The organism is Lysinibacillus sp. BNK-21, from assembly GCF_048684915.1.
GTDB lineage: Bacteria > Bacillota > Bacilli > Bacillales_A > Planococcaceae > Lysinibacillus > Lysinibacillus capsici.
This window is the reverse complement of sequence record NZ_JBLQTS010000001.1, coordinates 3,599,321-3,615,415: the sequence shown is the minus strand read 5'-3', so window position 1 is coordinate 3,615,415 and position 16,095 is coordinate 3,599,321. Positions and strand designations below refer to the sequence as shown.

The 16,095-nt window shown below is 36.8% G+C and carries 17 protein-coding genes; 9 read left to right on the top strand and 8 right to left on the bottom strand.

Annotation, left to right across the window (positions count from 1 at the left end; genetic code table 11):
- Positions 1 to 52 precede the first annotated feature (52 nt).
- The 5 genes from ACMGGO_RS18450 to ACMGGO_RS18430 form a co-directional block, all read right to left on the bottom strand.
- The gene (locus ACMGGO_RS18450) at positions 53 to 1,579 is read right to left on the bottom strand and encodes a tripartite tricarboxylate transporter permease (protein WP_420282119.1); all 1,527 of its coding nucleotides are present in this window, start codon (positions 1,577 to 1,579) and stop codon (positions 53 to 55) included.
- Positions 1,580 to 1,594: 15 nt separating this feature from the next.
- Entirely contained in the window at positions 1,595 to 2,071 is a 477-nt protein-coding gene (locus ACMGGO_RS18445) for a tripartite tricarboxylate transporter TctB family protein (protein ID WP_054549838.1), read from the bottom strand.
- A 92-nt stretch (positions 2,072 to 2,163) separates the two neighbouring features.
- Positions 2,164 to 3,183 carry a Bug family tripartite tricarboxylate transporter substrate binding protein gene (locus ACMGGO_RS18440; protein WP_279494073.1) on the bottom strand — a complete coding sequence of 340 codons (1,020 nt, stop codon included), beginning with the start codon at positions 3,181 to 3,183 and terminating at the stop codon, positions 2,164 to 2,166.
- Between the two features lie 125 nt (positions 3,184 to 3,308).
- Positions 3,309 to 3,998: a response regulator gene (locus ACMGGO_RS18435; RefSeq protein WP_048391939.1), complete on the bottom strand. Its 690-nt coding sequence runs from the start codon at positions 3,996 to 3,998 to the stop codon at positions 3,309 to 3,311.
- Positions 3,985 to 5,643: a sensor histidine kinase gene (locus tag ACMGGO_RS18430; RefSeq protein ID WP_279494074.1), complete on the bottom strand. Its 1,659-nt coding sequence runs from the start codon at positions 5,641 to 5,643 to the stop codon at positions 3,985 to 3,987. The genes ACMGGO_RS18435 and ACMGGO_RS18430 overlap by 14 nt, the downstream gene beginning before the upstream one ends.
- 282 nt (positions 5,644 to 5,925) lie before the next feature.
- Here ACMGGO_RS18430 and ACMGGO_RS18425 point away from each other — a divergent pair, with 282 nt between their 5' ends.
- Together ACMGGO_RS18425 and ACMGGO_RS18420 are read left to right on the top strand one after the other, a co-directional pair.
- Positions 5,926 to 6,372, top strand: coding sequence for a CidA/LrgA family protein (locus ACMGGO_RS18425; RefSeq protein WP_279494075.1), 447 nt, complete (start codon positions 5,926 to 5,928; stop codon positions 6,370 to 6,372).
- A complete protein-coding gene (locus ACMGGO_RS18420; RefSeq protein WP_115673804.1) occupies positions 6,365 to 7,042 on the top strand; it encodes an LrgB family protein in 678 nt (225 codons plus the stop codon). Before ACMGGO_RS18425 ends, ACMGGO_RS18420 begins: the two co-directional genes overlap by 8 nt.
- A 259-nt stretch (positions 7,043 to 7,301) precedes the next feature.
- On the opposite strand, the gene ACMGGO_RS18415 is transcribed toward ACMGGO_RS18420, so the two are convergent.
- Positions 7,302 to 8,771 (bottom strand): aminotransferase class I/II-fold pyridoxal phosphate-dependent enzyme, encoded by a 1,470-nt coding sequence (locus ACMGGO_RS18415; RefSeq protein ID WP_004224764.1) that lies wholly within the window; start codon positions 8,769 to 8,771, stop codon positions 7,302 to 7,304.
- Positions 8,772 to 8,916: 145 nt separating this feature from the next.
- On the opposite strand from ACMGGO_RS18415, the gene ACMGGO_RS18410 reads away from it, so the two are divergent.
- On the top strand, positions 8,917 to 9,876 hold the full coding sequence (locus tag ACMGGO_RS18410) for an NAD(P)H-dependent flavin oxidoreductase (protein WP_048394725.1): 960 nt from the start codon (positions 8,917 to 8,919) through the stop codon (positions 9,874 to 9,876).
- A gap of 20 nt (positions 9,877 to 9,896) precedes the next feature.
- Positions 9,897 to 10,184, top strand: coding sequence for a UPF0223 family protein (locus ACMGGO_RS18405; protein WP_054549842.1), 288 nt, complete (start codon positions 9,897 to 9,899; stop codon positions 10,182 to 10,184).
- Between the two features lie 103 nt (positions 10,185 to 10,287).
- Here ACMGGO_RS18405 and ACMGGO_RS18400 read toward each other — a convergent pair whose 3' ends face one another.
- Positions 10,288 to 10,914 (bottom strand): YktB family protein, encoded by a 627-nt coding sequence (locus ACMGGO_RS18400; protein WP_279494076.1) that lies wholly within the window; start codon positions 10,912 to 10,914, stop codon positions 10,288 to 10,290.
- 126 nt (positions 10,915 to 11,040) lie between these two features.
- Here ACMGGO_RS18400 and ACMGGO_RS18395 point away from each other — a divergent pair, with 126 nt between their 5' ends.
- Both ACMGGO_RS18395 and ACMGGO_RS18390 read left to right on the top strand, forming a co-directional pair.
- Complete coding sequence (locus ACMGGO_RS18395; protein ID WP_004224768.1) at positions 11,041 to 11,238, top strand: hypothetical protein; 198 nt, start codon at positions 11,041 to 11,043, stop codon at positions 11,236 to 11,238.
- Between the two features lie 212 nt (positions 11,239 to 11,450).
- Positions 11,451 to 12,245 (top strand): inositol monophosphatase family protein, encoded by a 795-nt coding sequence (locus tag ACMGGO_RS18390; protein ID WP_004224769.1) that lies wholly within the window; start codon positions 11,451 to 11,453, stop codon positions 12,243 to 12,245.
- A 42-nt stretch (positions 12,246 to 12,287) separates the two neighbouring features.
- Here ACMGGO_RS18390 and ACMGGO_RS18385 read toward each other — a convergent pair whose 3' ends face one another.
- The gene (locus ACMGGO_RS18385) at positions 12,288 to 12,473 is read right to left on the bottom strand and encodes a DUF5325 family protein (protein WP_004224770.1); all 186 of its coding nucleotides are present in this window, start codon (positions 12,471 to 12,473) and stop codon (positions 12,288 to 12,290) included.
- Between the two features lie 138 nt (positions 12,474 to 12,611).
- Between ACMGGO_RS18385 and typA the strand changes: the two genes are divergently transcribed.
- From typA to ACMGGO_RS18370, 3 genes are all read left to right on the top strand, one after another.
- Complete coding sequence (gene typA / locus ACMGGO_RS18380) at positions 12,612 to 14,456, top strand: translational GTPase TypA (RefSeq protein ID WP_054549845.1); 1,845 nt, start codon at positions 12,612 to 12,614, stop codon at positions 14,454 to 14,456.
- Between the two features lie 30 nt (positions 14,457 to 14,486).
- The gene (locus ACMGGO_RS18375) at positions 14,487 to 14,885 is read left to right on the top strand and encodes a YlaH-like family protein (RefSeq protein WP_004224772.1); all 399 of its coding nucleotides are present in this window, start codon (positions 14,487 to 14,489) and stop codon (positions 14,883 to 14,885) included.
- Positions 14,886 to 15,101: 216 nt separating this feature from the next.
- Entirely contained in the window at positions 15,102 to 16,094 is a 993-nt protein-coding gene (locus ACMGGO_RS18370; RefSeq protein ID WP_004224773.1) for an ABC transporter substrate-binding protein, read from the top strand.
- Position 16,095: the final 1 nt, after the last annotated feature.

The following is a 16,095-nucleotide window of genomic DNA, read 5'->3' as shown; positions in this document are numbered from 1 at the left end:
AATAGTAAAAATCCACTATACTAATAGAAGTATAGTGGATTTTTAAGAATATTTATCCTTCTTCATTAATAAGAACATTTTTACCACGTATTTTCATAATCAGTGGTATAAGTAACCAAGAAATGGCAACCACTAAAAATAGTAATGATAAAGGCTTTGTTATAAAAATAGAAAAGTCTCCATTCGAAATGGTTAATGCACGGCGCATATTATTTTCAATCATCGGCCCTAGTACTAATGCAAGTACTAATGGAGCTACTGGGTAATCATTTTTAGCAAATAGATAACCAAGTACACCACAAGCTACTAATAAAAATAAATCAAACGTGGCGAATTGTACGGCATAAACTCCAAAAATTGAAATTGCAATAATAATAGGCAATAAATATTTTTTAGGTGTTTCGATGATTTTGGCAAAAATGCGGACCAAAGGCATATTTAATGCTAATAACATTAAATTTCCAATAAACATACTGGCAATTAATCCCCAAGCAACTTGTGGATGTTCATCAAATAATAATGGACCTGGCTGAATATTATACATAATAAGTGCACCCATTAAAATAGCAGTAGTACCTGAGCCGGGAATTCCTAAAGTTAGTAATGGGATCATTGCACCGCCTGATGCAGCATTGTTCGCTGATTCAGGTCCAGCTACACCCGCAATATGACCTTTTCCAAATTGCTCGGGTGTTTTACTGAATTTTTTCTCGGTAATATAAGAAAAGAATGAGGCAAGTGTTGCGCCTGCGCCGGGTAATACGCCGATGAAAAAGCCTAATAAGGAGCCGCGAGCAATAGGAACAGCACTATCCTTTAAATCTTGCTTTGTTGGTAATACACGATTAATTTTGGCTAATTGACCATCCTCTTCTTCTTTTTCAAGAATGGTTTTAAATACTTCGCCTAATGCAAATAAACCAACAGCGATGGTTAAAAATTCAATGCCAGAGAACAGCATTGGCTGACCAAATGTAAAACGTTCTATACCTGATACGGCATCAATATCAACTGTTCCGAGCATAAGCCCTAAAACAGTCATAATTAAAGCTTTGGTAATAGAACGTCCTGCTAGGCCACTTACTGCTGCAAGTCCTAATAACATCAAAGAAAAGTATTCTGCGGGTCCAAATTTAAGTGCTAATTTTGACAATGGATTAGCTAATAATATCAGACCTAGTAGTGCTACAACGCCTGCACAAAATGAGCCAATGGCCGCGATAGAAAGAGCACTTCCAGCACGACCTTGTTTAGCCATTTGATAGCCATCCAATGTTGTCACAACTGATGAGGATTCACCAGGCGTGTTTAATAGAATGGAAGTTGTTGATCCACCATACATGGCCCCATAGTATACCCCTGCAAGTAAAATAATTGAGCTGGTAGCGGCAGCCTCAGTAGGTAGTCCAGCTGTAATGGTTGCTGTAACGGGGATTAATAATGCAACTCCACTCATGGGACCTATACCTGGAAGTACACCAACTGCTGTACCAATTATGACACCAACAAGAGCGAATAAAAGGTTTTGCCATTGAAGGGCAACTGCAAATCCATCAGCTAAAAATTGCAATGTCGACATATGTTCACTCCTGTACTAAAAAATTGGGAAACTAGGCAATGACCCTCCTAGTAAACTTGTAAATAAATAATAGACGCCCAGTGAAAATCCAGCTGCAATAATAATTGAATAAATAAGTTTAGTACGTTCCATTGTTTGGAAACTAATACACAAAAATAAAAATGTTGTTATCATATAGCCAATTTTTTCAAGGAAAAATACATACGCAAGAGCGCTACCTAAAATAATTAAGAACTTTTTGAGCTCTGTTGAAGATATTTTAGAAGAAGTAGTTGGTCCTCCTGTGACTCGCTCTCTCACAGCTTTTTTCCATGATTCATAAAATAATTGAAGACTTAATAAACCTAAAATAATACCTAAACCTAATGGGAAAATTTTGGGACCAACTGTAGACCCATAAGCACTATCAGAAATCTGTGTTGCTTGAAAAATAAACAAAATACTAAGTGCTAAGAGGGTAATGCTAAATGTTTTATCAAATGTATAGCTCAACCGTTTTACACCTCCATTGAAAATAGATAAAGTTACACAAGTAGTTCTATATTTAATGGAAATACTTGTGCCTTTTTTAAAAAAACGATTCGTTATTTTTGCATACCAAGAGCTGTTAGTAGTTCAATGATTATTTTATTTTGACTGTCTAGATAAGCTGTAAATTCTTCCGCATTACGGTATTCTGCTTGCCAGCCATTACGTGTCACCTCAGCTTGCCATTCTTTTGATTCAGACATTGCCTGTAATTTTTCAGACCAATAGGCAATCGCATCTTCACTCATATTTTTTGGACCAAAGATACCACGCCAAATTGTAAACTCCTCATCAATACCGGCTTCTTTAAAAGTAGGAACCTCTGCTAGCTCACCTTCTAAGCGTTCAGAGGAACTGACAGCTAATACACGAACATCTCCGGATTTAACATAAGTAGCAATTGTGGAGGCATCTGTTGCAATTACATCCGCATTGCCACCTAATAATGCTGTAACTGCCTCACCGCCACCGTCATAAGAAACATATTTAATTGTTTTTAAGTCAATCCCCGCTTTATAAGCCGGGATAATTCCTACTAGATGATCCATCGAACCTGGTGCAGACCCACCTGCTAATGTGACATCTTTTGGTGAAGTTTTCATGGCATTTAAAACATCTGCAAGCGTTTGGAAAGGAGAATCCTTTTTAACAACGATTGCGCCATAGTCACGTGTTAATTGTGCTAAAGGTGTAGTATCCTTATAGCCAAATTTACTATTTCCTTCAGCCTTTTCATGATTTATAAGGATCGGTGGTGATTTAACCATTAATATATAATCATTATTGGCTTCCTTTGTAGCAAATGTTGCCATGAAGGCAGCACCACCACCACCTGGCTTATTCTCAACTTGAATCGCCTTATCAATCAACCCAGTATCACTCATTGTTTTTGCTACTGCACGAGCTGTTAAATCCCAGCCACCACCAGCACCTGATGGAGCAACAATGGTAATATTACTTTTTGGATAATCACTGGCATTCTTTCCCTCTGTTTTTTCTCCATTTGATGCTGAACAGCCAACCAAACTAGTAAATAGTAAGCCAGCTACCATTATTTTAGAAATGTTCCTCCACATAAAAATCCCCCTTAAAAATAAAATGGTAGCGCTATCAATTTAGCGCTACCCATACTATAACTTACTTCTCAATTTTGGAAATATTGTGATAATAATGTGGATTAACATCATTTTGTTCATAAAGTTTATGTGGAAATAAAGTATCGTCGTTCAGGACGCCCAACTGTACCATAAGTCAGTTCGGTATAGACCTGCTTTTGTGTAACTAAAAATTCTAAATAACGACGAGCGGTGGAACGGCTGACACCTATATTCTTTCCCAACAGCTCAGCTGTACTACCATTCTCCATTATACTTAAATGGTTGATAACATGATTCATTGTTGTTGGATCTATCCCTTTTGGTAATAATAACGGTGTTTCTTGAAGGGGGGATGAACCTGCTTTTGGCCAAAGGTATTGAATTTTTTCATGTGTAAATTTCTCATTATTTTTCAGCAATAGATACTTGTAACGGAATTTTTCTATACTCTCTTTTAGCTGTTCGAATGTAAATGGCTTTAAAATGTAATCAGTAACATTTTTCTGATAAGCTTTCTGTACTATATGTGCCTCTGTAGCTGCGGTAATCAAAATAATACTACTTGTTGGGCTCACTTCTTGGATTTTATCAATTAAATCTACTCCCAGTATATCTGGCAAAAAGACATCGAGTAATATAAGGTGTGGTGAAAATGATTGAAGCCAATCTAAAGCTTCTTCTCCCGTACTTGCCCGTGCAATTACTGTAAAGCCTTCAATTTTTTCTAAAAAACGACAATGTACATCTGCTACACGTACATCATCTTCAATTACTAGCACTTCAATATTGTTCATGGATCATAGTCCCCCTTTTGCTAATAGATACGATAAATAGGGCACCTCCTAAATCTCCTTCTTCAAGAGCAAGAGTACCGTTTAAATCATGGATACTGGAAATGACTTTCCTTAATCCATAGCCTCGATGCTTACTATCTTTCGTAGAAATATTTTCTGAAAATAGCACGTCTAGTTTTTCTTGTGCAAAACCTTGTCCCGAGTCCTCGACCTCAAAGATGATTTCCTCTCCATTATCAAATATAAAAAGCCTAATAATTGGTTGTCGCTCTTTGTTTTTTTCAACCTCTTCAAAAGCATTGGTTAATAAATTTCCAATAATAGAAATAATTAGGCTTTTTTCGATGCTTTCAGGGAATGTTTCTAAATAACTATCCTCATCAAAAATCAACTTGATTTTTAATTCACGTGCACGATTAAAAAATCCGATAATTAAACCATTTAAAAATGGGTCCTTTACACGCTTTGTTATAAATTGGGTTAGAGAAGAATGTCCTTGTACCTCTTTATGAATAATAGATAGTGCTTCATCAGATGCATTTAATTGAATAAGGCCTGATATTGTGTAAAGGACATTATTAAACTCATGTGTTTGAGCACGTAAAGCTTCCGTATATTGCTTTACTTGTGATAATTCGATAGCCATTTGTTCTATTTCTGATTGTAATCGGAAACTTGCAACTGCGCCGACAACTTTATCATTCACCTTCATAGGTACACGGTTAACAATAATTTCATGACCATTAACAATCATCAATTTATCAAGTTGTTTTTCACCCTTCATTAATACGTTTAGCAGATGTGTGTTTGGTATATGCTCTTCTATATTATCGCCCATGATAGAAGCTGAATCCGTTAAATGTAAGATTTTCGCGGCAGCATTGTTTAGGGTCGTAATTTCACCTTTCTGATTTACCGTAATAATAGCTTCACGGACTGATTCAATTAAAGTATTTTTTTCTGTTAATAGACTGGCAATTTCACTTGGCTCCAGATTAAAAATTTGCTTTTTAATGTTTCGGGATAAAAAAATAGAGCCGATAATACCAATGCCTAGTGCAATAACCATCGTATAAAAAATATTATCAAGGTATAAAAAATATAAGCGATCTAATTCACTTGTTAAGTAACCAATTGAAACAACACCAATAATCGATCCATTTGAGTCTAAGATAGGTGCTTTCCCACGAATGGATTGTCCCATTGAACCATTTGCAATGGAAATATAAGACTCACCGTTGATTAATGCTCGGTCATTATCATCTCCGACCATCGATTTACCAATACGGTCAGCGATAGGATGGGTGTAGCGTATACCATTTTTATCTCCTATTACAACATAAGTAGTTTTTGCAGCAAGCATAATCTCTTTGCTAATTTTTTGCAGACTTTCGGAAGGGTTATTTGTATGAAACGCTTCAATTACATCACCCCTGCTAGCCGTTGTTTCCGCCAAATATAGTGCCCGGTTTCCAATTTGTGTTTGCAATGCATCAGATATGGTCATATAAAAGAGGATGCCTGCTAAAATAACAATAATAAAAATTAAAAAACTGCTGTAATAGGCAAAGCGGGCTTGGAGTGTTAATGTTTTAAAGATAATAGTGAATCCCACCTTTGTGTTTATTCTAGAAATTTTAGTCATTGATAATACTAGTAATCTTTTGTAATTTTCGATTATATAAAAAAATTTCGAAATTTGCTAGATGATCATTAAAAAAGTGATTTGAAGTGGATAGGCACAATATAAAAAAGTTGATAAGTCATAATGATAAAAAGTGAAGTTCTTATAGAATAGGACTTTTAATACTGTTTCATAGAATTGCTTGGATATTTCGGTATTTGATTATTATTTTTCTAAAATTACAATAGACAGAAAATTCCTACAGATGTAGAATGAACGATATAGGGGGTGAAAAGTGGCGAAATGTTGAACGAAAATTTTGCTACGTTGTTGTTACGAGCTGTTCGGATTATTGTGCAAATCGGTATACTTACTATTTTCTATTACATGGGGGTTGGTTTTGTTTCTTATCTGCACATACCTCTTCCAGGAAGCGTTATTGGCTTACTTTTATTAGCACTTTCACTCAATTTTAAAATTATTAAGGTCGAATATATACAAGATGGAGCAGGTTTTTTAATTGGCATCTTAACGTTGTTTTTCATTCCAGCAACTGTAGGTGTTATTGATTATCCAGAGCTCATGACATTCACTGGTCTGCTCATCATTTTAGCAGTTATTGCTAGTACATTAATCTCTATTTATGTAACAGGATTGCTGACACAACTCATTGAAAAAAGAGAACTGGCCAAAAAAGAAAGCTCAAAGCCTAATGTGGAAGAAGGAAAGGGGGAATTAACTGTTGATTGAAGTAACGGTTGTCCTTAGCACCATCATCATGTTTATTTTATTTACAAAGCTCTATCAACGATTTCCTCATCCTATCATGATTCCCTTGGTCACGACTACGATTGTCAGTGCAATGATTTTACTTGTATTTGATATTCCTTATTCAACTTATATGCAAGGTGGGGAATGGCTTCAGAAAATGCTTGGGCCTGCTGTTGTGGCACTTGCATATCCTCTCTATAATCAACGAGCTATTATTATGAAATATAAGTATTCTATTTTATCAGGACTTCTAATCGGCATGATAACAGGCTTAGTGACAATTTTTGTGTTACTAAAATGGATCGGTGTAGAACCTAGCTGGATGCTGACAGCCTTACCTAAATCGTTAACAACGCCTGTTGGAATGCAGGTGAGCGAAACGATTGGGGGCATTCCTCCTTTAACGGCTGTTTTCGTCATGATTGCAGGGTTTGTAGGGGCCATTATCGGACCATTAGTCATTAAGTATGGCAAAATTGACTCTGCCGTGAGTAGGGGAGTGGCAGTAGGAAGTGCCTCACATGGGGTAGGTCTTGTGAAATTAAGAGAATATGGGGAACAGGAATTATCAGTTGGTTCCTTATCAATGGGTTTAACGGCTATTATCGGAGCCTTCTTCTGCCCTTTATTTGTGTATTTATTTTTATAATAGAATGGTGCTTTATAGAAAAAGGAGCTGTCTCAAAAAAGATAGGAAACAACCCTTTTGTTTTAAATAAATGGTTATTTCTAGAAGCAATTATTCATTGTGAAAATGAAATGAAAAAAACTTCAGATAATATTCTATTATAACTATTTTGTAATGAAGAGAATGTTTTCTGGTTGTGTTCAAGAAGAAGAATATACTCACATCTGTATTTATAAATATAAAAGCTAGCCCTTCTTATTGAAGAGCTAGCTTATATTTTTTAGAAAATTGGCTTACGTTCTTTGATAACACGAATTGTTTTTAATGTTGTATCCTCTGGTCCTTGAACGGGTAAACCTGCTTCAATATTCATTTGAATATAATGAATATTTTCTTGAGTAATTATTTCCCCGGGAATAAAAATAGGAATTCCGGGAGGATACACCATAATAAATTCTGCACAAATACAGTTATCTGCTTCTGCAAGTGGAACGACTTCTGTATCTGCATAAAAAGCATCACGTGGAGACATAGCAAGAGCTGGAATTTCTGGCACGTTTACCAAAGCCTCTGTTATAGCCGCTTCAGAATCAAATGCTTTTGACATACGAGTTAACGCATTTATTAAAAGATTAATTTCCTTTTTTGTATCTCCTAAAGTCACTAAACATAAGATATTATAAAGGTCAGACAATTCGACTTCAATATTGGCATTATAACGCAACCATTCCTCAGCTCGATGACCAGAAATACCTAAATCTTTCACACTAATCAGAAGTTTTAATGGATCCATATCATAAGTTGCAGAAGAATGTAACTTTTCCTTACCTGCGCACTTTAAATGTGGTATTTGATTGATGCGTTTACGAGCATCCTTTGCTAAACGTAATGCATCGTCAATTAAATCGTATCCATGAATGGCTAACTGACGTCGAGCTGTGTCAAGTGAAGCAAGTAATGGATAGGATGTCGATGTAGTTGTTAACATAGAAAATACAGCTTGTACACGTTTTGCAGAAACAAGACCCTCACGTACATTTAAAATAGACGTTTGTGTCATGGAGCCACCAAGCTTATGAACGCTTGTTGCTGCCATGTCAGCACCTGCTTCCATAGCTGAATATGGAAGGTCATCATGGAATTTTATGTGTACACCATGCGCTTCATCTACTACTACCGGAATATTACGGTCATGAGCAATCTCCACAATACGCTTTAAATCAGCTGTAAAGCCAAAATATGTTGGATTAATAACAAGTACTGCCTTTGTATCTGGGTAAGCATTTAATGCTTTTTCAACAGCTTCAGGAGATATGCCATGAGAAATCCCATATTCGCTGTCAACTTCAGGATGAATAAAAATTGGAATGGCACCAGCGAATACAATCGCCGACATAATAGATTTATGAACATTCCGTGGCACTAGAATTTTATCACCTGGACCGACGACGGTCAGAATCATCGTCATGATGGCGCCACTAGTACCTTGAACGGAAAAGAATGTATGATCAGCACCAAAGGCTTCAGCTGCTAAGTTTTGCGCTTCTTTTATAGCACCCTTTGGTGAATGTAAATCGTCTAGTGGAGCAATATTAATTAAATCAATTGATAAAACGTTGTCGCCGACGAATTCTCGGAAAGCAGGATCCATTCCTTGCCCTTTCTTATGGCCTGGAATATGGAACTGAATGGGATGTCTGTTCCGATGTTTTAATAATACGTCGAACAATGGAGTCTCTAATTGTGACAACGCAGGTACCACCTCACTTTATAATATCTAAGAAAACAAATGAATTATAGCACCTAACGACACGAAAAAATAGGCTTTTCCTAAAAAATAAAAGGATTTTTTTCAGGATACCGAGAAAATAGTATTGAACGAAAGGGGAGGTACTATGAATTGGAATACACGTGTGACGGATCTTTTACAGGTTAAATATCCAATTATTCAAGGGGGATTAGCCTATTTAGCATATGCTGATTTAGCCGCAGCTGTGTCGAATGCTGGTGGTTTAGGGCAAATAACGGCTATGAGTTTACGAGATCCTGAATTATTACGAGCAGAGATCCATAAGGTACGAACATTAACAGATAAACCATTTGGCGTAAATTTTGCGATTGGCATGCATGGTACAGGCTATGAGGATATGGTGCGCGTTGCAATCGAAGAAGAAGTTCCAGTTGTTACAATGACAGGGGGAAATCCAGCGCCTATATTTAATTTACTGGCAGGCACAGCTATAAAAAAATTAGTCCTTGTAGCTGCTCGTAGACAAGCTCAAAAGGCTGAACAGCTTGGAGCAGATGCTGTAATGGTTGTGGGTCAAGAGGGTGGCGGTCATCTTGGGCGTGATGATGTCGGTACAATGGTTCTTGTTCCCCAGGTGGTTGATAGTGTTAGTATTCCTGTCATTGCTTCAGGTGGAATTGGTGATGGACGCGGCTGGATGGCTGCTCAAGCATTGGGAGCTGAAGGCATTGAAATGGGCACTCGTTTTATAGCAACACGAGAGTGTGTTGATGCTTCTGAGGCTTATAAAGAGGCACTAGTTGCAAGTACTGAGGCAGATACAACCATTATTAAGCGCTCAATTGGTGCGCCGGCTCGTGCATTACGCAATGACTTTACTACAAAGATTTTGGAAATTGAGGAAAAAACACCAACATATGAGGCGTTGAAAGAATATATAAGTGGTTCAGCAAATAAACGCTTTATTTATGATGGTGATAAGGAACAGGGTTTTGGCTGGGCTGGACAAGTGACCGGAATGATTCACGATATCCCAACCGTTGATGACCTTATTAAGCGAATGGTTGCAGAAGCTGAAAGTATACGGTTAAAATGGGGGCAATAACGTAAAGGTGGTTTTGTCGAATGGAATACTCTTATCCGTTTTCAACTGATTGGTCCACAGAGGAGATTGTGGATGTTGTTCAATTCTTTGAGGGAATTGAGAAAGCTTATGAAAAAGGCATCAAGCGTGAAGTTATGCTAGCTAAATATCGACGCTTTAAAGAGATTGTTCCTTCCCAAGCAGAGGAAAAATCAATTTTTCGCGAATTTGAAGAGGCGAGTGGCTACATTAGCTATCCAGTTGTAAAACAAACAAAGGAAGCCGAAGATGGGATGATTATAAAAGTTACCCCAAGAAATGGCCATTAAAAAAGTGGATGTGAGATCAACTCACATCCACTCTTTATTTTTTTGTGTTAAAAAACGACATATTGCATAAACTACATCAATAAAAAAACTTTATAAGGTTAGCTTATTTTCCAACAATAATGTTGTAAAGAGGAAGTAAGCTGTTAAATGTGTCTTCTGTTAATTGATGTAATTCGCTTGCTGTTAGTTTGGTTGCTTGTTCTTTTGGAATATGACGGCCAATTAAAAACTCACCCTTTTTGACATCTCGTAGGCGAATAAGCATTTCTTCAAGCTTGTCTTCTTTTGCCACTTCGAGAGAAACGGCCTCAGGGGACATATGATCTCCTGACACGATAAAATCATCTGGAAGCTGCTCAATTAAAGATTTATGAGCTAGTAAACGCTCAGCCATAACATTTTTTTGAGGGGCTTCATAAATAATAGCTAAGACGATGAATAAATGTGTGCGCCATAGACCAATCTGAAAGTGAGGCAATGATTTATAACCTCTTTTATAAGGGGCGAAGGCAACCCAACTATCTTTTGGAGGGTTAACAGTTCTTCGAGCATGTTTAGCCACATGCGGGAAGAATTCTTCACCTAATTGGCTAGAGAAAAATGCAGAAAAATCTTCACCTAGCTGATTGAATTTTGGACGTACATGTAAATTTAAAGCATCCATTCTTTGTTCTAAACCGTCTATTGTAAAAACCTTAAAGTCTTTGTTTGTCCACTTTATTTTTGGCAATTTTATTTTACTCCTTTCGTTTTATAAGGTTTATTTTACGCTGAATTTGGGAAAAAATCTTATAACAAGAACTTTATCAAATGAGTAAAGTTTTTGTGAAAAAATTAAAAAAAGGAAGTGTTTTTTATGAAACCATTCGTAAAAATTATACGTAAAGTTGACATTGAAAAGCAATATGAGCACATTTTACAATTAGAATTAGATTATGAATTAGCTTCACTTTTTGCAGCAATGAATGAAAAAAATGACATGGAAATTGAAAAAAGTAAAAAACGTCTGGCAGAAATTCAGATGGAACTTGAAAGTTTGCACGCCTATGCGTAATCAAAATCTAATACCCATTTAAAAAATCACTTGCTGAATATTCCGACAGCAGGTGATTTTTATTGTGACAAAGGGTAAAATAGAAATTATATCATAAGGTAGTACTAGGTTTTATATAGCAAAAGTTGTGAAGTAGTGGGAAAAGGCATCATAAACATACGAGAGCGATTAATATAAAAGGCCTTTTCTTATATTCGAAGGGTGGGTTATGAGTGGATTTACAACAAATTGATAAATTTGCAAAAGATATTATTTTTGAAGCTGGGCGACGTATTCGAGAGGCTTTTTCGTATAATCTAGTAATTGAGACAAAATCAGGTGCAAATGACCTCGTTACCAATATTGATCGAGAGACGGAGTTATTCTTTATTGAGCAAATTAAAGCTTTTGATCCAACCCACAAAATTCTAGGGGAAGAAGGAATGGGCGAACAGGTTAAATCACTGGATGGTGTAGTTTGGATTATTGATCCAATTGATGGAACGATGAATTTTGTTAAACAGCATCGCCATTTTATGATTTCAATCGGTATTTTTGTCAATGGCGTAGGAAAGTTAGGTTACATATTTGATGTCATGCGGGAGGATTTATTTAGTGCCATAGAGGGGCAAGGGGCATGGTATAATGATTCACCATTGCGTAAACTACAGTCTGTTACAATGGAGGAGTCTGTCATTGGCATAAATGCACATTGGGTCGCACCTAATCGACATATTCACCATGAAAAGGTGATAGATATGGTTCGTAAAGTTCGCGGTACACGGTCCTATGGCTCCGCAGCAATGGAAATTGCATTTGTTGTAAGTGGCAAATTAGATGCCTATGTCTCTATGCGTTTAGCACCATGGGATATTGCAGGAGGGACCATCATTGCTCAGGAAGTTGGAGCAGTTGCTACAAATCTACATGGTGAAGGCTTTGATTTCCTTCATCAGGATACATTTATTATTGCTAATCCCGCTATTCATAAAGAATTATTAGAAAAATATATAGTGCCATATGAATAAAAAGGAGCCGTCTATTTATTAGACAGCTCCTTTTTATGTTCTTTAAAGTAATCCTTGCGCACGTAGTTTACGCTTCATTTTAAAGGCTGTCATGAAAATGACACAAGTAGCCACAATACCAGCTATTACACCAAATACATTACTAGCTGCAACAGAGTAGCCGATAGAACACATTGCTAATACAGCTGCCAATGCATAGATGGCCATTACGATTTTTGCACGATTCATAGCCTAGCCTCCTATATAAAAAATTTGTCGATCAAATATATTTTTTAGAATGATGGAAATTCTAATAAGGACATTTCTATCCTTCTTGTGCTATAATATCACAGTTAAACATTCGAAAAAAGAATATGGAGTGGAATAATGACAAACTTACGTCAAGATCTTCGCAATATCGCAATTATCGCCCACGTTGACCATGGTAAAACTACTTTAGTCGACCAATTATTAAAACAATCAGGTACATTCCGTTCAAACGAACATGTTGAAGAACGTGCAATGGACTCTAATGATATTGAACGCGAACGTGGTATTACAATTTTAGCAAAAAATACTGCAGTAAACTATAACGGAACTCGTATTAACATCCTTGATACGCCTGGACACGCCGACTTCGGTGGTGAGGTAGAACGTATTTTAAAAATGGTAGATGGCGTTTTACTAGTTGTCGATGCGTATGAGGGTTGTATGCCGCAAACACGCTTTGTACTGAAAAAAGCGTTGGAACAAAAGTTAACACCGATTGTAGTTGTAAACAAAGTTGATAAAGATTCAGCTCGTCCTTTAGAAGTAGTAGATGAAGTATTAGAATTATTCATCGAGCTAGGCGCTGATGATGATCAATTAGATTTCCCTGTTGTGTATGCATCAGGTGTAAACGGTACAGCTTCTCTTGATGCTGATCCAGCAAAACAAGAAGAAAATATGCAATGTCTATTTGAAAAGGTAATTGAAGCAATTCCTGCACCAGTAGACAACTCAGCAGATCCATTACAATTCCAAGTGGCATTACTTGACTACAATGATTATGTTGGTCGTATTGGGATTGGACGCGTATTCCGCGGAACAATTGAAGTAGGGCAACAAGTTGCTTTAATGAAGTTAGATGGGACTGTGAAACAATTCCGTGTAACAAAACTATTTGGTTTCTTTGGTTTAAAACGTGAAGAAATCCAATCAGCAAAAGCTGGTGACTTAATTGCTGTTTCAGGTATGGAAGACATCAACGTTGGGGAAACAGTATGTCCGGTGGAACATCAAGAAGCTTTAACACCATTACGTATAGACGAGCCAACATTACAAATGACTTTCTTAGTGAATAATTCACCGTTTGCAGGTCGTGAAGGGAAATGGGTAACTGCTCGTAAAGTAGAAGAGCGTTTACGTTCACAACTTCAAACGGACGTATCTCTACGTGTAGAAGATACAGATTCACCAGATGCATGGACGGTTTCTGGACGTGGTGAGCTACATTTATCAATTCTTATTGAAAATATGCGCCGTGAAGGCTTTGAACTACAAGTATCAAAACCTCAAGTTATCATTCGTGAAATTGATGGTGTAAAATGTGAACCATTTGAACGTGTACAAATCGATGTTCCAGAGGAAAATGTAGGTTCGGTTATTGAATCGATTGGTACGCGTAAAGGTGAAATGTTGGATATGGTGAACAATGGCAATGGCCAAGTACGTTTAACATTCCTTGTTCCTGCCCGTGGTTTAATTGGATATACAACAGAATTCATGTCTATGACGAAAGGTTTTGGTATCATTAACCATACATTCGATTGTTACCAACCATATATTCCAGGCCGTATTGGTGGCCGTCACCAAGGTGTTCTTGTATCAATGGAAACTGGTAAATCGACAACTTATGGTATGATGCAAGTAGAGGACCGTGGTACACTATTTGTTGAGCCAGGTACTGAAATTTATGAAGGTATGATTGTTGGTGAAAATACACGTGATAATGATATCACTGTAAACATAACAAAAATGAAGCAAAAAACGAATGTTCGTTCTGCGACAAAAGATGCAACAAACGTTATTAAAAAGCCGCGTCTATTAACACTAGAAGAAGCATTAGAGTTCTTAAATGATGATGAGTATTTAGAAATCACTCCAGAATCTATTCGCCTTCGTAAACAAATTCTAGATAAAAATGAACGTGAAAGAATAGCGAAAAAACTAAAAAACGCTGAACAATAATTTTTTGCTTCCACGAAAGGAAGAGGAGTCTTGGATCTGAAGTCCGCTTTATTGGGTGAACTAAATGTTATTCAAGTTGCTGCACAGACAGGTACAGATGAAACAACACGAGTTTATGGGAGAATGGCTGGTATCACTAGATTTTTATATGAAAATTTACCAAGCTATGAAATAGCAGGTTATGTTGTATTTCTTCTTGTATTTGTACTTTCTGCCATTGTCTATAAACTAGGCTTTGCCAAGAAATTAAAGTTATCTCAAAATATTATTATTTATGCGTTCCTATTTTTAGGTTGTATCATGCTTACATTCTTCGCCCTATTCTTACCAATGATTGAAGGTCTTATTGTAGCGGCCTTAATTCTAATTGTCTATAAAACAAGACTATGGCGTGAAAAAAGAGAAGAGCAACAAGCTACCAATCAATAACAATTACGTACTTTATAATAAGAACTTTTTATCTGTTATAAACAGTCTTAGCGGTTTTAATGCTAAGGCTGTTTTTTTGTATGTTTCCCCCTGTAGTCAAGCTGAGGAAAACACCCACACTCTACACAAATTAAAAAATGATAGGCACCGAAATCTTCTTATGTGAATAAGTTAATGTCGATAGGCTTATTTTCAACACATCAAGGAGGAAAGGGAATGCGTTGGCTTACAAAAGGTTTATTATTAGGTGTCATTGCTTTGTTACTCCTTTCTTTGACGGCATGTAATAAAGCAGAGCTAGAAAAAGTCAAAGTAGGAGAAGTAACTCGTTCGATTTTCTATGCGCCTCAATATGTAGCACTTGAGAAAGGTTTCTTCGAGGAGGAGGGTCTTTCTGTTGAGCTACAAACGATTGCAGGTGGCGATAAAACGATGACGGCGTTACTGTCAGATGGAATTGATATAGCTTTAGTTGGGTCTGAGACGTCTATTTATGTCACTTTACAAGGTGCAAATGATCCCATTCAAAATTTTGCACAGTTAACACAAACGGATGGTACCTTTTTAGTGGCAAGAGATAAGATAGATAATTTTTCGTGGGATCAATTGAAGGGCTCAACGTTTTTGGGGCAACGTAAAGGTGGAATGCCACAAATGGCAGGTGAATTCGTGCTGAAAAAACATGGCATCGACCCTGTAAATGATTTAACGCTCATTCAAAATATTGATTTTGCCAACATTGCTACTGCTTTTGCATCAGGTACTGGTGACTATGTTCAATTATTTGAACCTACTGCGAGTGTCTTTGAGAAAGAAGGAAAGGGTTATATTGTAGCTTCGTTTGGAACGGAGTCTGGTAATCTTCCTTACACGTCCTTTATGGCCAAAAGTAGTTATTTAAAGGATGAAGCTTCAACTGTTCAAGCCTTTACAAATGCATTGAAACGAGCACAGGATTTTGTGCAAAATGAGAGTGCTGCTGAAGTAGCAAAAATTATTCAACCGTATTTTGAAAATGTGGATATAGAGATAATTGAAACGGTAATTGAGCGATATAAAGCACAAGGCTCTTATGCTACTGACCCAATCCTTGATGAAGGAGAGTGGGATAACTTGCAAACAATTATGGAGGAAGCAGGTGAACTTCCTCAACGAGTGGAGTATGAAAAACTTGTGAACACTACTTTTGCCAAAAAGGCTGCTGAGTAAT